Annotated in this window: 13 protein-coding genes; 7 read left to right on the top strand and 6 right to left on the bottom strand. The window is 31.5% G+C overall.

Annotated elements, in window-relative coordinates; all coding sequences use genetic code 11:
- The first annotated feature begins 4 nt into the window (after positions 1 to 4).
- The gene (locus tag BA195_RS12560) at positions 5 to 1,504 is read left to right on the top strand and encodes a hypothetical protein (RefSeq protein ID WP_068706003.1); all 1,500 of its coding nucleotides are present in this window, start codon (positions 5 to 7) and stop codon (positions 1,502 to 1,504) included.
- A gap of 29 nt (positions 1,505 to 1,533) precedes the next feature.
- Here BA195_RS12560 and BA195_RS12555 read toward each other — a convergent pair whose 3' ends face one another.
- Together BA195_RS12555 and BA195_RS12550 are read right to left on the bottom strand one after the other, a co-directional pair.
- Positions 1,534 to 1,935, bottom strand: a complete 402-nt coding sequence (locus BA195_RS12555; RefSeq protein WP_068706001.1) for a GIY-YIG nuclease family protein — start codon at positions 1,933 to 1,935, stop codon at positions 1,534 to 1,536.
- A gap of 5 nt (positions 1,936 to 1,940) precedes the next feature.
- The gene (locus tag BA195_RS12550) at positions 1,941 to 3,221 is read right to left on the bottom strand and encodes a metal-dependent hydrolase family protein (RefSeq protein ID WP_068706000.1); all 1,281 of its coding nucleotides are present in this window, start codon (positions 3,219 to 3,221) and stop codon (positions 1,941 to 1,943) included.
- 73 nt (positions 3,222 to 3,294) lie between these two features.
- On the opposite strand from BA195_RS12550, the gene BA195_RS12545 reads away from it, so the two are divergent.
- The 4 genes from BA195_RS12545 to BA195_RS12530 all read left to right on the top strand — a co-directional run bounded on the left by BA195_RS12545 (position 3,295) and on the right by BA195_RS12530 (position 7,762).
- Positions 3,295 to 3,975 (top strand): SDR family NAD(P)-dependent oxidoreductase, encoded by a 681-nt coding sequence (locus BA195_RS12545; protein ID WP_068705998.1) that lies wholly within the window; start codon positions 3,295 to 3,297, stop codon positions 3,973 to 3,975.
- Positions 3,976 to 4,049: 74 nt separating this feature from the next.
- Complete coding sequence (locus BA195_RS12540) at positions 4,050 to 4,649, top strand: SprT-like domain-containing protein (protein WP_068705996.1); 600 nt, start codon at positions 4,050 to 4,052, stop codon at positions 4,647 to 4,649.
- 39 nt (positions 4,650 to 4,688) lie between these two features.
- On the top strand, positions 4,689 to 5,750 hold the full coding sequence (locus BA195_RS12535) for a mannose-1-phosphate guanylyltransferase (RefSeq protein WP_068705994.1): 1,062 nt from the start codon (positions 4,689 to 4,691) through the stop codon (positions 5,748 to 5,750).
- A 26-nt stretch (positions 5,751 to 5,776) separates the two neighbouring features.
- A complete protein-coding gene (locus BA195_RS12530) occupies positions 5,777 to 7,762 on the top strand; it encodes a GTP-binding protein (RefSeq protein ID WP_068705992.1) in 1,986 nt (661 codons plus the stop codon).
- On the opposite strand, the gene lpxK is transcribed toward BA195_RS12530, so the two are convergent.
- Entirely contained in the window at positions 7,755 to 8,789 is a 1,035-nt protein-coding gene (gene lpxK, locus BA195_RS12525; RefSeq protein WP_068705990.1) for a tetraacyldisaccharide 4'-kinase, read from the bottom strand. The two genes, BA195_RS12530 and lpxK, sit on opposite strands and share 8 nt — an antisense overlap.
- A 50-nt stretch (positions 8,790 to 8,839) precedes the next feature.
- Here lpxK and BA195_RS12520 point away from each other — a divergent pair, with 50 nt between their 5' ends.
- On the top strand, positions 8,840 to 9,934 hold the full coding sequence (locus BA195_RS12520) for a Nif3-like dinuclear metal center hexameric protein (RefSeq protein ID WP_068705988.1): 1,095 nt from the start codon (positions 8,840 to 8,842) through the stop codon (positions 9,932 to 9,934).
- 3 nt (positions 9,935 to 9,937) lie between these two features.
- Positions 9,938 to 10,708, top strand: a complete 771-nt coding sequence (locus BA195_RS12515; RefSeq protein WP_068705986.1) for a zinc ribbon domain-containing protein — start codon at positions 9,938 to 9,940, stop codon at positions 10,706 to 10,708.
- Positions 10,709 to 10,841: 133 nt separating this feature from the next.
- On the opposite strand, the gene BA195_RS12510 is transcribed toward BA195_RS12515, so the two are convergent.
- From BA195_RS12510 to BA195_RS12500, 3 genes are all read right to left on the bottom strand, one after another.
- A complete protein-coding gene (locus BA195_RS12510; protein WP_068705982.1) occupies positions 10,842 to 12,986 on the bottom strand; it encodes an OmpA family protein in 2,145 nt (714 codons plus the stop codon).
- Between the two features lie 11 nt (positions 12,987 to 12,997).
- Positions 12,998 to 13,924: a PorP/SprF family type IX secretion system membrane protein gene (locus tag BA195_RS12505; protein ID WP_068705981.1), complete on the bottom strand. Its 927-nt coding sequence runs from the start codon at positions 13,922 to 13,924 to the stop codon at positions 12,998 to 13,000.
- 47 nt (positions 13,925 to 13,971) lie between these two features.
- The coding region (locus tag BA195_RS12500; protein ID WP_141677718.1) for a T9SS type B sorting domain-containing protein at positions 13,972 to 16,293 on the bottom strand (2,322 nt) is incomplete at its 5' end.

The raw sequence follows: 16,293 nt of genomic DNA, 5'->3' as shown, positions 1-16,293 counted from the left end.
ACCTATGAAGCATCTCTTTCAATTTATTATAATTGTAATTTTAATAACAATAGCTTCATGTAGAAAAGATTTTAAAACGGTGTCTAACTTCGGAAAGCTAGAATTTTCTAAAGACACCGTTTTTTTAGATACCATTTTTTCAAATATTGGATCTGCTACTTATAATTTAAAAGTATATAATCGAAGTAACAAAGCAATATCAATTCCAGAAATTAAATTGGCCAATGGAATAACTTCCAACTACCGCATAAATGTTGATGGAATAGCAGGAAAAGAATTTTATAATATTGATATTTTAGCAAACGATAGTATCTATATTTTTATTGAAACCACTATTGATTTTAACACTACTCCAAATCCACTATATACCGATAAATTATTATTTGATAACGGAAACAAGCAACAAAATGTAAATTTAGTTACTCTAGTACAAGATGCGCATTTTATTTTTCCTTCAAAAACGGGTTCAGTAATTGAAACCTTGACTATTGATGGAAAAGACACCGAAATTCAAGGACGTTTTTTAACAGATACCGAACTTACTTTTACAGATGAAAAACCTTATGTTATTTATGGTTATGCTGCTATTTCTTCGGATAAAAAATTAACTATTAATGCAGGTGCTAAAATTCACTTTCATAAAAATTCAGGATTAATTGTTGACAAAAAAGGTAGCTTAGAAGTTAACGGAACACTTAACAAAAAAGTAGTTTTTGAAGGAGATAGATTAGAACATCGTTTTAGTAATGTTCCTGGTCAATGGGGTGGTATTTGGATGCGGGCTGGTAGTAAAGGAAATGAAATTAATCATGCCGTAATTAAAAACGGAGTTATCGGTATTTTAGTCGATAGCCTAAGTACAAATACACCCCCCACACTTACCATAAAAAACACTGAAATTTACAACAACTCAAACTACGGTATTTTAGGAAGAAATACTAACATCTTAGGAGAAAATTTGGTTATTGGTAACGCAGGACAATCTTCTTTAGCCTGTACTTATGGTGGTATTTATAACTTTACACATGCAACCTTTGCTAATTACTGGGGCAATAGTTTTAGGCAATTACCAAGTGTTTTAGTGAACAATCACACAACTTTTATTGATAGTAATAATGAAGAAAAAGTACTAACTAACGATTTGATTGCTGCAAATTTTACCAATTGCATTATTACAGGAGGAAATAATATTGAATTAATTGTAGACAAAATAAACGGAACTACTTTTAACTATAATGTTGAGAGTTCAATGATTCAATTTAATGATTTTAATAATTCTTTTACTAATAATAATGAGTTAAACTTTGATAATACTACACATTATCAAAACAATATTTTAAATGGTAATTATCACTTTAAAAACACTTCTTTAAATCATTTTATAATTGGTAAAAATTCTGATGCTATTAATAAAGCTAAAAGTTCTACTATTTATGAAGATATTTTAGGAGTTAACAGAACTACAAATCCTGATATTGGTGCTTACCAACACATAACGTTTTAAAAATTATTATTTTTTAACAACTAAATAACTTATCCTTTTTGTTGATTCCAAAGTTCATATTTATCTTTAAACCATAAAATCAACTCATCTTCAATAACTGATCTAAACGACTCTTTTTCTGTGAGTAAAAATGATAAGTTAACCTTCTTACCTGCATTGATTTCTTTTCTTATTTTATCTAACTTAGATGCTGTTTTCTTATTTTTAGTTATAAAATGATTCCTCATTCGTTGTTTAAAGTTCTTTCCTTTAGATTTCCCTATGTATTTAAGTTCTTTTTCAACAAAAATAAAATACACTACTCCTCTATCTTTAAATAAAGTACTTTTCAACAATAAAAACTCATCATAACTTATCAAATTGTTTTCATCTAAAACAAACTTCTTTCCTTCGTTTACTACCTCTGAAATAGCTATCTTCAGTAACTTCATATACTTTACTTTTTATAAACCACACCGTTTTTCATTACAAAAACAACGTTTTCCATTGTTTTAATATTTTTAGTTGGATCTTCATTTACAGCTATAATATCAGCAAAAAAACCTTTTTTTACCTGCCCTATTTCATTCTCCATTTTTAAGATTTTAGCATTCGTAATAGTTGCTGCCTGAATGGTTTCTATCGCTGGCATACCCGCTTCAACCATGTAACCAAATTCTTTACCATTGTTACCATGTTTAAAAACACCTGCATCTGTACCAAATGCAATACCAACGCCTTGTTTATATGCTTTTGCAAAAGTTCCTTGAATTTTTGGCCCAACAGCTAATGCTTTCGGAACCACAATATCAGGATAAAATCCTTTAATTTTAGCTTTCTCTTCTACCTCTTTTCCTGCTGTAATTGTTGGCACTAAAAAAACGTTGTACTTTTTCATCAACTCCATGGTTTCATCACTCATATAAGTTCCGTGTTCAATCGTTTTAACACCGCCAATTATTGCACGTTGCATTCCTTCATCACCATGTGCGTGTGCCGCCACATGCATTCCGTAATCTTTAGCCATATCACAAATCGCTTTTATTTCCTCAACAGTAAACTGAGGATTATCACCTGATTTAGCCACACTTAAAACGCCACCTGTTGCGGTAATTTTAATACAATCTGCTCCATTTTTATAACGCTGCCGTACGGCTTTTTTAGCATCCTCCACCGAATTTACAACTCCCTCTTTTGGCCCCGGATTACCAGTTAAAAGTCGACTACTTCCGTTTGTAGGATCTGCATGACCACCAGTAGTTGCCAATGATTTACCTGCTGTAAAAACTCTTGGCCCTGGAATTTTCCCTGCTTCGATTGCTTTTTTTATTGAAATATTTACACCCGTTCCTCCTAAATCTCTTACTGTTGTAAATCCGTTTAACAAAGTTGATTTTGCAAAACCAACAGAATTATAAGCTACATCAGCTTCATTTAAAGTGTATTTATTCAAACGAGTTTTAGCATCAAATTCCATTTCAATATGCACATGCATATCAATCAAGCCTGGCATAACCACTTTATCTCTTAAATCTATTGTTTTAGAAGTTTTATCTCTAGGCATTATATAACCACTCTTAACATGTATAATTTTATTATCCTTAACAACAATTGTTTTTTTAATTTGAATTTCACCTGATGCGACATCTATTAATTTTCCGCATAAAACATACGTTTTTTGACTAAATGAATATACTGACATCAATAAAAACAAAAGTAAAAAGCTATTTTTTTTCATATTAAAAGTTTTATTAGATACATAAATGTATGAAAAATTAACTAGCTTGCTCTTTCTAATTATCATTATAAAAATGAAACATATTGTAATTACAGGAACCAGTAGAGGTATTGGTTTTGAATTAGCACAACAGTTTGCTAACGAAGGACATAAAGTATTGGCTTTATCAAGAAACACAAAACCACTAGAAAAAATAAATCATAAAAACATTACAACGATAGCTGTCGATTTATCTAATAATGACGATTTAAACAAAGTAACCTTATTCATTAAAAAAGAATGGAAAACTGTTGATGTTTTAATTAACAACGCAGGAAAACTAGTAAATAAGCCTTTTACAGATTTAACTACGGCTGATTTCGAGGAAGTTTATAAAGTAAATGTATTTGCTGTTGCCGAGTTAACAAAGCTATTAATTCCGTTTTTCAAAAAAGGAAGTCATGTAGTTACAGTTAGCTCTATGGGCGGAGTACAAGGAAGTATGAAATTTCCTGGTTTAGCTGCTTATAGCTCTGCAAAAGGAGCAGTAATTACTTTGTCAGAATTATTAGCAGAAGAATACAAAGAGCAACAAATTGCTTTTAATATATTGGCTTTAGGTGCTGTACAAACTGAAATGTTAGAAGAAGCTTTTCCTGGTTACATTGCTCCATTATCAGCAAAAGAAATGGCAAGTTATATTTTTGATTTCGCCTTAACAGGAAATAAATTTTACAACGGAAAAGTACTAGAAGTATCTAGTTCAACACCATAAAAACGAAATATCTCTTCGAGAAACTTTATTTCTCTGTTATATTCTAGAATAAAAATCATTCGAATTAATATCATTTGTACCAAACACTTATAAAATATATTCCTGAAAAAGCAATTCCGTTAGTTGAGTATTTAATTAACGAGCATAAAATCAACCTTAAAATTGTAAATCAGCGACAAACAAAACATGGTGATTTTCGAACTTTTCCGAACGGGCAAACACAAATTACGGTTAATAATAACTTGAACGAATTTCAGTTTTTATTAACTTTAATTCATGAAATTGCACATCATGTTACGCATAAAAGGTTTGGGCGAGTCCAACCTCATGGCAAACATTGGAAAACAGTTTTTCAGCATTTAATGTTGCCGTTTTTACAACCAGATATTTATCCGAAGAAAATATTACCTTATTTAGCTAACTATCTTAAAAACCCGAAAGCAAGTACCGATACTGATGTTAATTTATCATTAGCGCTACGTGGTGGCGAAGCTGAAAACGGAAAGAGTTTTATCTTTCAAATCCCTGTTGATAGTATTTTTCAGTTTAAAGAAACGTTATATAAAAGAGGAAACAAACGCAGAACTCGTTATGAATGTTTAAATTTAACGAACAAAAGAATATATCTTTTTAATCAAAATGCAGAAGTGATATTAGTAGCTTCAAACACATAAACAAAACACCTGTTTTTTCAGGAATGATAATATTTTTTTATGAATAAAAATTATTACGCAGTAATTATGGCTGGTGGTGTTGGCTCACGTTTTTGGCCAGTAAGCACAGAAGAATACCCAAAACAGTTTCATGATATGTTAGGAACTGGTGAATCATTAATTCAGCGTACTTTTAACCGAATTAATGCTTTAATTCCGGCTGAAAATATTTTAATCGCTACAAACGAACGTTATGAAAATTTGGTTTTAGAGCAATTACCAAAAACCACTAAAAAGCAACTTTTATTAGAGCCGGCAATGCGCAATACAGCTCCGTGTATTTTATATGCTGCTTTAAAAATTAATGCTCAAAATAAAGACGCAGTGATGTTAGTGGCACCTTCTGATCATTGGATTGAAGATGAAACTGAATTTTTAAATAACATAAAAACTTCGTTTGAAGCATCTGCAAAAAACAACACTTTAATGACGCTAGGTATTCAACCAGATGCACCAAACACTGGTTATGGGTATATTCAGTTTCAAGAAAGTTCTTCGGATATAAAAAAGGTAAAAAAATTCACTGAAAAACCAAACCTAGCAACTGCTAAAGAGTTTATAGCTAGTGGTGATTATTTATGGAACGCAGGAATTTTCATTTGGTCTACCAAAAGTATTTTAGATGCTTTTAAAAAACACTTACCAAGCATGTTAACGGTTTTAGAAGGTACAAATGCTATTTACAATACTGATTTAGAAGCTGATTTTATTAAAAACAATTACGAAAAATGTGAAGATATTTCTATTGATTACGGAATTATGGAGCGCTCAAACAACGTACACATTTTACCTGTAGATTTTGGTTGGAATGATCTTGGTACTTGGGGATCTTTGTATAATAAATTAGATAAAGACGATCAAAAAAATGCTATTGTAGGTGCTGAAACCATTTTTAGGGACGCAAGCGGAAATATGATTCGTACCGAAAGTGGTAAAAAGGTAATTATTCAAGGTTTAAATGATTTTATTGTGGTTGAAAAAGATGGAGTGCTTTTAATTTGTCCACGAAAAGATGAGCAAGATATCAAACAAATAAGCGCAGCAGCTACTAAAAAATTTTAATTCTACAACAAGCATCATACTAATTAATGAAGCATTCTAACATTCTTAATATTGGTATTCTGGCACATGTAGATGCCGGAAAAACGACATTAACAGAGCATTTATTATATCATACTGGTGCTATCAGAAAAATAGGTAGTGTAGATAAAGGATCTGCGGTTACCGATAATTTAGCATTAGAAAAAGAACGCGGAATTTCGATTAAAGCCGCTACTACTTCTTTTAATTGGAAAAACACTAAAATTAACTTAATTGACACTCCTGGTCACGTAGATTTTTCTAGTGAGGTTGCTAGAACTCTTTGTGTTGTGGATGCTGTTATTTTAGTAATTTCGGCTGTTGAGGGCGTGCAAGCACATACCTTAACAATAGTAGATGCCTTGCATGATTTAAAAATACCTACGCTAATTTTTATCAATAAAATAGACAGATTAGGTGCAGATACAGAAGCTGTTTTAAGGCAAATAAAAAAAGAGCTACAATATAAAACGGTAGCTATTTCTACAAGTCATGACGAAGGTTTAACTTCTGCCTATATATCCGAAGTTTTTAACAATAATAAAATTAGTAAAGAGCAAAAAGAAACTATTACTGAAGAGCTCATAGAAACTGATCAAAAGCTACTTACTCAATATTTAAACGGAATTCATTTTTCTGATGAAGTCTATTTAAATATAATTGCAAAAAGTACTTCAAACAATAGGATCGTTCCTGTTTTTACTGGAATTGCGAAAAACAACATTGGTGTTGAAATTTTATTAAACGGAATTGTTGATTTTATCAAACCTAAAAAAAGAAATGTTTCTGAAGAAGTTGCTGCGTATGTATATAAATTAGAACATCATAAAGTACATGGTGCTATGGCATATGTAAAAGTTTTTTCGGGTGAATTATCTGCTAAATCGGTTATTGATAATCATACACAAGGATTAGAAACTAAAATTAATCAGACAAAAACATTCCATCAAACAAAACATTTAGATACCAATATTACAGTAGGAGATATCGGAATAATTACTGGAGTTTTAGGAACAAAAGCGGGAGACATTCTTGGTAATCCTTCTGAAACACCAACCTTGCCAGAATTAAACATTCCCGTTTTAAGCGTACAAGTAATCGCTATCAACGATAAAGATTATAATGCGCTTGCTCAGGCATTACAACTTATAGATAAGGAAGATCCGAGTTTACAATTTAAATGGCACAAACCCGAAAAAGAATTGATTCTTTTATTAATGGGAGATATGCAAATAGAAGTACTTACTCATTTATTACAAGAACGTTTTAATATTGCTGTAAATTTTACAGATCCTCAAATAGTTTATAAAGAAACCATTACTAAAGCTTCCGAGGGTTATATTCGTTATTGGATGCCGAAACCATGCTGGGCAATTATGACTTTTTTAATTGAACCTGCGCCTTTAAATTCTGGAGTTACCTATCAATCCATTGTTTCGAAAAATGACGTTCATAATAAATATCAAAACGAAATAGCAAAAACAATTCCAAAAGCTCTTGAACAAGGACTTTTAGGTTGGGAAGTTACCGATGTAAAAATTACGTTAATTAAAGGAGAAGATCATAATGTACATTCTAGACCTGGAGATTTTAATTTAGCAACACCGATGGGCATCATGAAAGGTTTACAAAACGGAGGTACACATTTATTAGAACCTTTATTACGCTTTGAAATAAAGACTAATGAAGAGTTATTAGGTAAATTAATTTCAGAACTTACAAATAGAAGAGCTATTATAGGTTCTCCTACTTTTGATCAAGATTTAGTAATTCTGTCTGGAACTATACCCGTAGCAACATCTTTAGATTTAAGCTTTAAATTAAATACTATTTGTAGCGGAAGACTTCGTTTAAGAATGGTGTTTGATAAATATGCTGTTTGCCCAGAAGGAGAGGGTAAAACAAAAGATTTTAAAGGAGTGAATCCTTTAGATGAAGCACAATGGATTTTACACCGACGTGGTGCTTATAAAGCTAATGAACGCGTTATTTAATATTTTTTTTAACGTGACTCAATACAAACTGATTAAACTTTTCTTCATCTGACAAAAAAGTACTTTTAATCGTTATATAACACAAATTATCAATCTTTCCGTTTAAACGCATATAATCCTTTTCTGTTGTTAAAATTACGGTTTCAGAAGAAATGGTTTTGCTTTCATTTTTAATCTTTATAATATCATTATCCGTGAAATTATAATGATCAGGATACGCTAAATGCTTGTATTTTATATTTTCTTCTGATAAAAAACTCAATAACGAATCCGGGTTTGCGATTCCAGTTACCAACAACACTTCTTTTTCTTTTAAATCTGATATTGTTAACAGAGCTGCACTTCCTTTGATATTTTCATCATAAGATATTGTTGTAAAAAACACTTGCTGTTCTTTTTCAGGTGCAATCTTTTTAATGATAGTATCCTTAGTCTTTTGATCTAAATCATGCGGACATTTAGTTACAATAATTACTGATGCTCTTTTTGCTCCGCTCCTACTTTCTCTCAAATTTCCAGTAGGTAACATAAAATCATTTACATATAAATCTGTAAATTTAGTTAACAAAATATACGTACTTCCTTTTACTTTTCTGTGTTGGTAAGCATCATCTAACAAAACTACTTCAGGTGAAGTTTTAAAGTTTAATAATTGTTGAATTCCGTTTGTTCTATCAGCATCAACAGCAATGGTTACTTCTTTTCCAAATTTTTTAAAAAACTGCAAAGGCTCATCACCAACATCAATCGCTTTGTGCGAAGTATTAACTATTTGAAAACCTTTTGTTTTTCGTTTATAACCTCTACTTAAAACAGCTACCTTATGGGTATCCTTTAACAACCTTATCAAATATTCAATTTGAGGCGATTTTCCTGTTCCGCCCACGCTTAAATTCCCAACTACAATAACAGGTATATCAAAAGATGTTGACTTAAAAATACCAATATCAAAAAACCAATTACGAATCGTTGTAATCACGTTGTATAAAACGGCAAACGGAAATAATAAAAATCGAAGTAACTTCATTATATCAAAAGTAATAAAAATCTTAACTTTGATTCAAGATATTTTAAATTATGCAAATAAAAGACGTTACTAACTATATTGAAGAATTAGCTCCGCTTGCGTACGCTGAAGATTTTGACAATGTAGGTTTATTAATAGGCGATTATAACACAAAAGTAACTGGAGTTTTAGTTACGCTTGACACTTTAGAAGAAACAGTTGATGAAGCCATCGCACAAAACTGTAATCTAATAGTAAGCTTCCACCCAATTGTTTTTAGTGGGTTGAAAAAAATAAACGGTAATAATTATGTAGAGCGTGTTGTTTTAAAAGCAATACAAAACAATATTGCTATTTACGCTACACATACAGCTTTAGATAACGTAAACAATGGTGTTTCTGCTAAAATGTGTGAAGTTTTAGGCTTACAAAACTGTAAAACATTAATTCCTAAAAAAGGAATTATAAAAAAACTTACCACGTATGTTCCGATTGCTGAAGCTGAAAATTTACGAAAAAAACTATTTGAAGCCGGAGCGGGTACCATTGGTAATTATGATAACTGCTCTTTTAATATTAATGGAAAAGGAAGCTATAGAGGCAATGAAAATTCGAACCCAACAATAGGTCAAAAAGGTGAAATAACTTTTACTGAAGAAACTTCTATTTCTGTAACTTTTGATAGTTATTTAGAAGGCAAAATATTAAAAACTTTGTTTGATTTTCATTCTTATGAAGAAGTTGCTTATGAAATTATAACGCTTAACAATTCTAATCAAAATATAGGAATGGGAATGATGGGCGAATTTTTAAACACTATGGATGAAAAAGAATTTTTATCTTTTGTAAAAAAAACATTTAAAACTGATTGTGTTAGACATTCTGAATTACTCAATAAAAAAATTAAAAAAGTTGCTGTATTAGGAGGATCAGGAAGTTTTGCAATTAAAAATGCGATTAAAGCTAAAGCGGATGCTTATATAAGCGCTGATTTTAAATATCATGAGTTTTTTAGTGCCGAAAAAAAGATATTATTAGCTGATGTTGGGCATTATGAAAGTGAACAGTTTACAAAAAACCTTTTGTTTGATTATCTTAGTGAAAAATTTAGTACTTTTGCGATTATTTTAAGTGAAAAAAGTACAAATCCAATACACTATATATAACAGATGGCAAAAAAAGAAGTAACGGTAGAAGAAAAGTTAAGAGCGTTATACGATTTACAGTTAATCGATTCTAGAATTGACGAAATCAGAAATGTTCGTGGTGAATTACCTTTAGAAGTTGAAGATTTAGAAGATGAAGTTGCCGGGTTAAACACAAGATTATCTAAATTAAAAGAAGAATCTACTAGTTTAGATACTGATATCAGTAATAAAAAATTAGCTATCACTGAATCTAAAGCATTAATTGAAAAGTACGAGGAACAACAAAAAAATGTTCGTAATAATCGTGAATTTGATTCTTTAACAAAAGAAGTTGAATTTCAAGAATTAGAAATTCAATTATCTGAAAAAAGAATTAAAGAATTTAAAGTTAAAATAGCTCAGAAAAATGAAGTTATTGAAGCTACTAAAGAAAAATTAAAACAGCAAGAAAATCATTTAACGCATAAAAAAAATGAGTTAGATGCTATTTTAAAAGAGACTGAGAAAGAAGAACAGTTACTAAAAGAGAAGTCTGAAGAATACGCAAAATCTATCGATGATCATTTATTAAAAGCTTACAACCGTATTCGTACCAAAGTAAGAAATGGTTTGGCTGTAGTAGCTATTGAACGTGGAGCTGCTGGAGGTTCTTTCTTTACAATACCTCCTCAGGTACAGTTAGAGATTGCTAATCGTAAAAAAATTACAATTGATGAACATAGTGGTCGTATTTTGGTAGATGCTGCTTTAGCTCTAGAAGAAAAAGAAAAAATAGATAATTTATTTATATAATTTTTTTTCCGACAACATATTTTAAAAACTCCTTTTTTAGGAGTTTTTTTATTTCTTATGAATTTAAATAGAAAAAGCTCCTAAAAAAGGAGCTTTTAATTATTAATACACAAAAATTTAAGGGGGACTTAAATTAGTTTTTATAGTTTATCTTAAACCCTTTTTTATCTGTGTGACAATCTTTCTCCTTACCTATAATACACTTACCATTAGTTTTACCCTTTGATTTTTTAAAATTATTTTTTAAAAAAAGCAAAAAATTATTCTTTTTAGTAATTCTTCTTTTTACTCTAATTTTTTGTTCCGCTTGTCTTATTTTAATATTATCAGCACCTTTAACTATGTAAAAATATGAGCGTCTATTTTTCTGATGCTCTTCTTCTGTACACTTATTTTTATTCGCATCATTACATTTATTCAATAATTGATCTTCACCATAACCTATTGCACTTACAATTCTGTCTTTAGCTATACCTCTTGATAAAATATAGTCTCTTGTAGATTTTGCTCTTTTATCTGACAATTTTCTATTAAATGTTCTAGGCCCTCTGCTATCTGTATGTGCTTCAATCTTTATTGTAACTTCAGGATGATTTGTCATTACCATTACAATACTTTCTAGTTCATATTGAGCGTCTTCTCTAATGACTGATTTCCCATAATCAAAAAAGATCGGGTTAATCACAATCTGATTTCCAACAATTAATGGTGTTAATTCTAAATTCGCATTACTGCTTTCACCTTTAGTTATAGTAACAGTCTTTTTACCTTTTGATTTATGATCTAATTTACTTGCAATTACTGTATAATTATTACCGCATAAGATGTCTTCAAATACATATTTACCTAAATTGTTAGATAATGCTTCTTTTACAACCTTACCACCATCATTAACTAATTTAATTAATGCGCCATCAACAGGGCTGTTGTTTATTGTTTCGGTAACTATACCTTCAATTGGCTCAGCACAAATTGGAGGTTCTGTATATAAATAAAAACTATAAATATCATCATCTCCTTTACCTTCCTTTCTATTAGATGAAAAGAAACCTTTTTTACCTTCTTTACTAACGTAAAAAGAAAAATCATCTCTTTTACTATTAAATGGTTCTCCTAAATTAACTGCTTTAGCGTATATAGAATCTTGACTTATTTTAGATTGAAAAATATCTAAAAGTCCCAAACCTAAGTGTCCGTTTGATGAAAAATATAACGTATTGTCTTCTCCTATAAAAGGAAACATTTCCTTGTCTGAAGTATTAATTGTTTCTCCTAAGTTTACAGGAGTCCCAAATTCATTATTTCCTAAAATAGCTGTTTTATAAATATCTGTGCCTCCAAAACCTCCTGGCATGTTAGACACAAAATATAATGTTTTTTCATCAGTACTCAAGGCTGGATGTCCTACAGAATACTCGTCATTGTTAAATGGTAATTCTTTAACATTTACCCAATAACCGTTTACAAAACTTGCTGTATATATTTTTAAATTAGAAGTGTTTTTCTTGTCTTTTCTTACTTTTTTACCGCTTGCATTGTTACGTGTAAAATAAATTGTTTTACCGTCTTTTGTAAAAACTGGAGTTGACTCATGAAACTCAGATGTGATAGGCACATCAATTAATCGACGATTAATCAATGTTAACACTGTATCTTTTTCATTTTCTTCAAGCGTTTCAATTTTTTCATCGGCACTATAAATATTTAAAAATGGTTGGTTATTCCATTTGTAAATACGTTCTTTTTTAATTCCCTTAGGTACTGCAGATGTGTAGTATGATTTTCCATTCAATAAGAAACCACCAAAATCAGAAAACTCAGTATTAATCGATAAATTTCTAACACCTATTCGAACTTTTTTATTTGAATAATCTAATAAATAATCGTCTTTTTTTAACTCCTTTTTTCGATTACTATTATCTGACGATGCTAGGGATAAAAATATAGAATCTGACTTTTTATATTTACCATTGCTTCGTAATACTTGGGCATATTTAAATAAATGTTTGTCTTCTAACTTATCTTTATATGTTAAAACAAGTTTTTTATACCAAAGTTCAGCTTCTTCAGTTTCTGCATTATTGTAATAAGAATCTGCTAAACGACTTAAAACATGCTTAGATGTGTCTCCTTTTTCTTCGACTAAAGCTTTGTATAATTTGGCTGATTCTACATAAGAAAATTCATTAAAATAACGATCTGCTACCTTTTTACTTTGCCCAAAACTTTTTAAAGTTACTATTAATACAAGTAATAATAGTCCTTTTTTTAAATTCATATTAGTTATTTTTAAAAGAATCGAGGAGATCTAAATTTTGTGTTTCTTAATAATTCATATTGTAACATAATCTCATGAGTTCCTGAATTTGTTACATTATAGTTTGATGTTGTTAAATCATATGAATAACCTATTAATAATCTATCACTAGCTTGGAAACCCAAAAGAGCACTAATAGAATCATCCCATCTCCATGCTAAACCAGCTCTGAACTTTTCATTAAATAGGAAATTAGCCGAAACATCTAATGATAATGGAGCTCCTGAAACTGCTTTTACTAATACTGCTGGCTTAAATTTGATATCTTCATTAATATCATAAACATAACCTGCTATAAAAAAGAAATGCATTCTTTCAACTGCTGTTGTTTGTGTATCTGCAAGGTTTTCATCATAGTGTTCAATTCGAAGAATATTTGGAACCGATAACCCTACATACCATTCTGGTTCATGATAATAAATTCCTGCACCTACTGTTGGTAAAAATTTATTTACATTTTCTCCAAAAATAGGTTCATCCTTGTCTGCCTTTCCTTTACTCCAATCAATATTTAGAAAACGCCCTCCTAAACGCAAACCAAAAGCTAGATTACCTTCTTCTCCTGTTTCGATTGTATAAGAAAGATTTGCATCTAAATATATTTCTTTTGATGGTCCAATTTCATCGTTCATTAAATTAACTCCTAAACCCAAACCTGAATATCCTATAGGAGTATCATAACTTATGTTTTGTGTATTTGGTGCTCCTTCAAAACCTACCCACTGCGTTCTTCCAATTGCAGTAATAACACCATAACCTTTTGAACCAGCATAAGCAGGGTTGACACTCATTGTGTTATACATATACTGTGTATATTGAGGATCTTGTTGTGCGTGTACATTTGTAATCATACATATACCAAATGTACATACCAAAACTATGCTTAAAAATAATTTCATTTTATATAAAATTTTATTTCAATTTTCTTTTTTTGTAAAAGTATTAATTATCTATTAATATAAATCCATCCTTTTCTAACTTTAGATCCATTTCCTAAATCTAACATATAAAAATAAGTTCCTACTGGCAATTTTTCATCAACGCTTACATTTGCTCGCCCATTAGAAATACCTCTAAACACTTTATCAGAATTATTATATCCTTTTACTTTATACACTGTATTACCCCATCTATTAAATATCTCTAATGTATTATTTTTGAAATTTTCAATACATCCAATAACTAAATAGTCATTAATATTATCTCCATTAGGTGTAAACTCATTATAAACTTCAACACAAGTATCTAAATCTATTGCATCTCCGAATCCGTCTAATCCATCTTCACTGTCTGGAATACCATCGCCGTCTGAATCTGTTCCACTATCTCCTACTGTTCCATTTCCTCCATCAGTAGGGTCCGTTGGATCTGAATCATTTACGTCTGTGTTTCCTGTATCTCCAAAGTCTCCGTTGTCTTGATCTACAATATCTAAGATCCCATCACCATCGTTATCAGGACCATCTATTTGACCGTTTCCATCAATATCCTCATTTCCTCCTTCTACAACATCATTAACTCCATCATCATCGCTATCTAAATCTTGATAATCTGGAATACCATCACTATCACTATCTGTATTATCAGACTCACCTCCGTTTCCTTCACCAAATACTAGATCGTCTGCATCTACACTGTCCACGATTCCATCTCCATCTGCATCTGCTCCATCTGCAATTCCATCATTATTAGCATCAACATTACCATCTTCTATAACATCATTGATTCCGTCATTGTCACTGTCTAAATCTTGATAATCTGGTACGCCATCACCATCAGTATCTGGTTCTTCGTTTCCTGCATTTTCTGATCCATCAGCTTGGCCATCGTTATTAACATCTGTAAATCCGTTATCATTTGCGTCAATAACCCCATCATTATTAGTATCTAATGTACCATCACCTCCTTCATTAACGTCTAATATTCCGTCGTTATCACTATCCAAATCTAAATAATCAGGTACACCATCACCATCGGTATCTCCTGTTCCTTCTGATGTATCTGGAATTCCGTCATTATCGTCATCTAAATCATTTACATCTGCAATTCCGTCTCCGTCTGTATCTTCTAAGCTATAAATTTGTACATCTGTCGCTGTTCCAATGTTTCCTATCCCATTTGTTGTTGTTACACTTCCATCTACTGTTATATCTCCATCTAATGCCAGTTCTAATCCTGGTATATTAATGCTATAGTTTCCTAATACATCAACTGTTCCTGTATAATCTGTTCCATTAACTGTTAATATTACTGTATCTCCTTCATTAAAATCTCCCGTTACCCTTCCTGTTACTGCAACTGTTCCTCCTGCTTCTGCTGCACTTAATATATTATCTTCGGTAATATCATCTATTTCGATTGTTATTACAGGTGCAGTCGTATCAATGGTTACTACTCCTGTTCCGCTGTTTCCTCCTGCATCGGTTGCTACTACATCAATTGTATCATCATCTGATAACGTTGGGAATGTTCCACTATCSGCTGTTGCTGTATCTGGATCAATACTCCAGTTTCCTGTTCCGTCAGTTGTTACCGTATAGGTTACCTCTGGTGTACCATCGCCATTTGCATCAACAGTAATTGTTAAGGTTTCATTTGCCTCTCCTGTTCCTGTTAAGGTTGGTGTAATATCGTTACTTGTAAATGTATCTGCTGTTGGTGCAGTCGTGTCAATGGTTACTACTCCTGTTCCGCTGTTTCCTCCTGCATCGGTTGCGGTTACATCAATTGTATCATCATCTGATAACGTTGGGAATGTTCCACTATCSGCTGTTGCTGTATCTGGATCAATACTCCAGTTTCCTGTTCCGTCAGTTGTTACCGTATAGGTTACCTCTGGCGTACCATCGCCATTTGCATCAACAGTAATTGTTAAGGTTTCATTTGCCTCTCCTGTTCCTGTTAAGGTTGGGGTAGTATCGTTACTTGTAAAYGTATCTGCTGTTGGTGCAGTCGTGTCAATTGTAACTACTCCTGTTCCGCTGTTTCCTCCTGCATCAGTTGCGGTTACATCAATTGTATCATCATCTGATAACGTTGGGAATGTTCCACTATCGGCTGTTGCTGTATCTGGATCAATACTCCAGTTTCCTGTTCCGTCAGTTGTTACTGTATAGGTTACCTCTGGCGTACCATCGCCATTTGCATCAACAGTAATTGTTAAGGTTTCATTTGCCTCTCCTGTTCCTGTTAAGGTTGGGGTAGTATCGYTACTTGTAAAYGTATCTGCTGTTGGWGCMGTYGTGTCAATGGTWACTACTCCTGTTCC

Source organism: Tenacibaculum soleae (genome assembly GCF_001693415.1).
GTDB classification, from domain to species: domain Bacteria; phylum Bacteroidota; class Bacteroidia; order Flavobacteriales; family Flavobacteriaceae; genus Polaribacter; species Polaribacter soleae.
The sequence above is the reverse complement of the archived record's forward strand: the minus strand, read 5'-3'. Positions and strand labels throughout refer to the sequence as shown.

Bases quoted from the DNA above. Each gene is read 5' to 3' on its own strand.
- BA195_RS12560 (WP_068706003.1), top strand. From the start codon at position 5: ATGAAGCATCTCTTTCAATTTATTATAATTGTAATTTTAATAACAATA.
- BA195_RS12555 (WP_068706001.1), bottom strand. From the start codon at position 1,935: ATGAAGTTACTGAAGATAGCTATTTCAGAGGTAGTAAACGAAGGAAAG.
- BA195_RS12550 (WP_068706000.1), bottom strand. From the start codon at position 3,221: ATGAAAAAAAATAGCTTTTTACTTTTGTTTTTATTGATGTCAGTATAT.
- BA195_RS12545 (WP_068705998.1), top strand. From the start codon at position 3,295: ATGAAACATATTGTAATTACAGGAACCAGTAGAGGTATTGGTTTTGAA.
- BA195_RS12535 (WP_068705994.1), top strand. From the start codon at position 4,689: ATGAATAAAAATTATTACGCAGTAATTATGGCTGGTGGTGTTGGCTCA.
- BA195_RS12530 (WP_068705992.1), top strand. From the start codon at position 5,777: ATGAAGCATTCTAACATTCTTAATATTGGTATTCTGGCACATGTAGAT.
- lpxK (WP_068705990.1), bottom strand. From the start codon at position 8,789: ATGAAGTTACTTCGATTTTTATTATTTCCGTTTGCCGTTTTATACAAC.
- BA195_RS12520 (WP_068705988.1), top strand. From the start codon at position 8,840: ATGCAAATAAAAGACGTTACTAACTATATTGAAGAATTAGCTCCGCTT.
- BA195_RS12515 (WP_068705986.1), top strand. From the start codon at position 9,938: ATGGCAAAAAAAGAAGTAACGGTAGAAGAAAAGTTAAGAGCGTTATAC.
- BA195_RS12510 (WP_068705982.1), bottom strand. From the start codon at position 12,986: ATGAATTTAAAAAAAGGACTATTATTACTTGTATTAATAGTAACTTTA.
- BA195_RS12505 (WP_068705981.1), bottom strand. From the start codon at position 13,924: ATGAAATTATTTTTAAGCATAGTTTTGGTATGTACATTTGGTATATGT.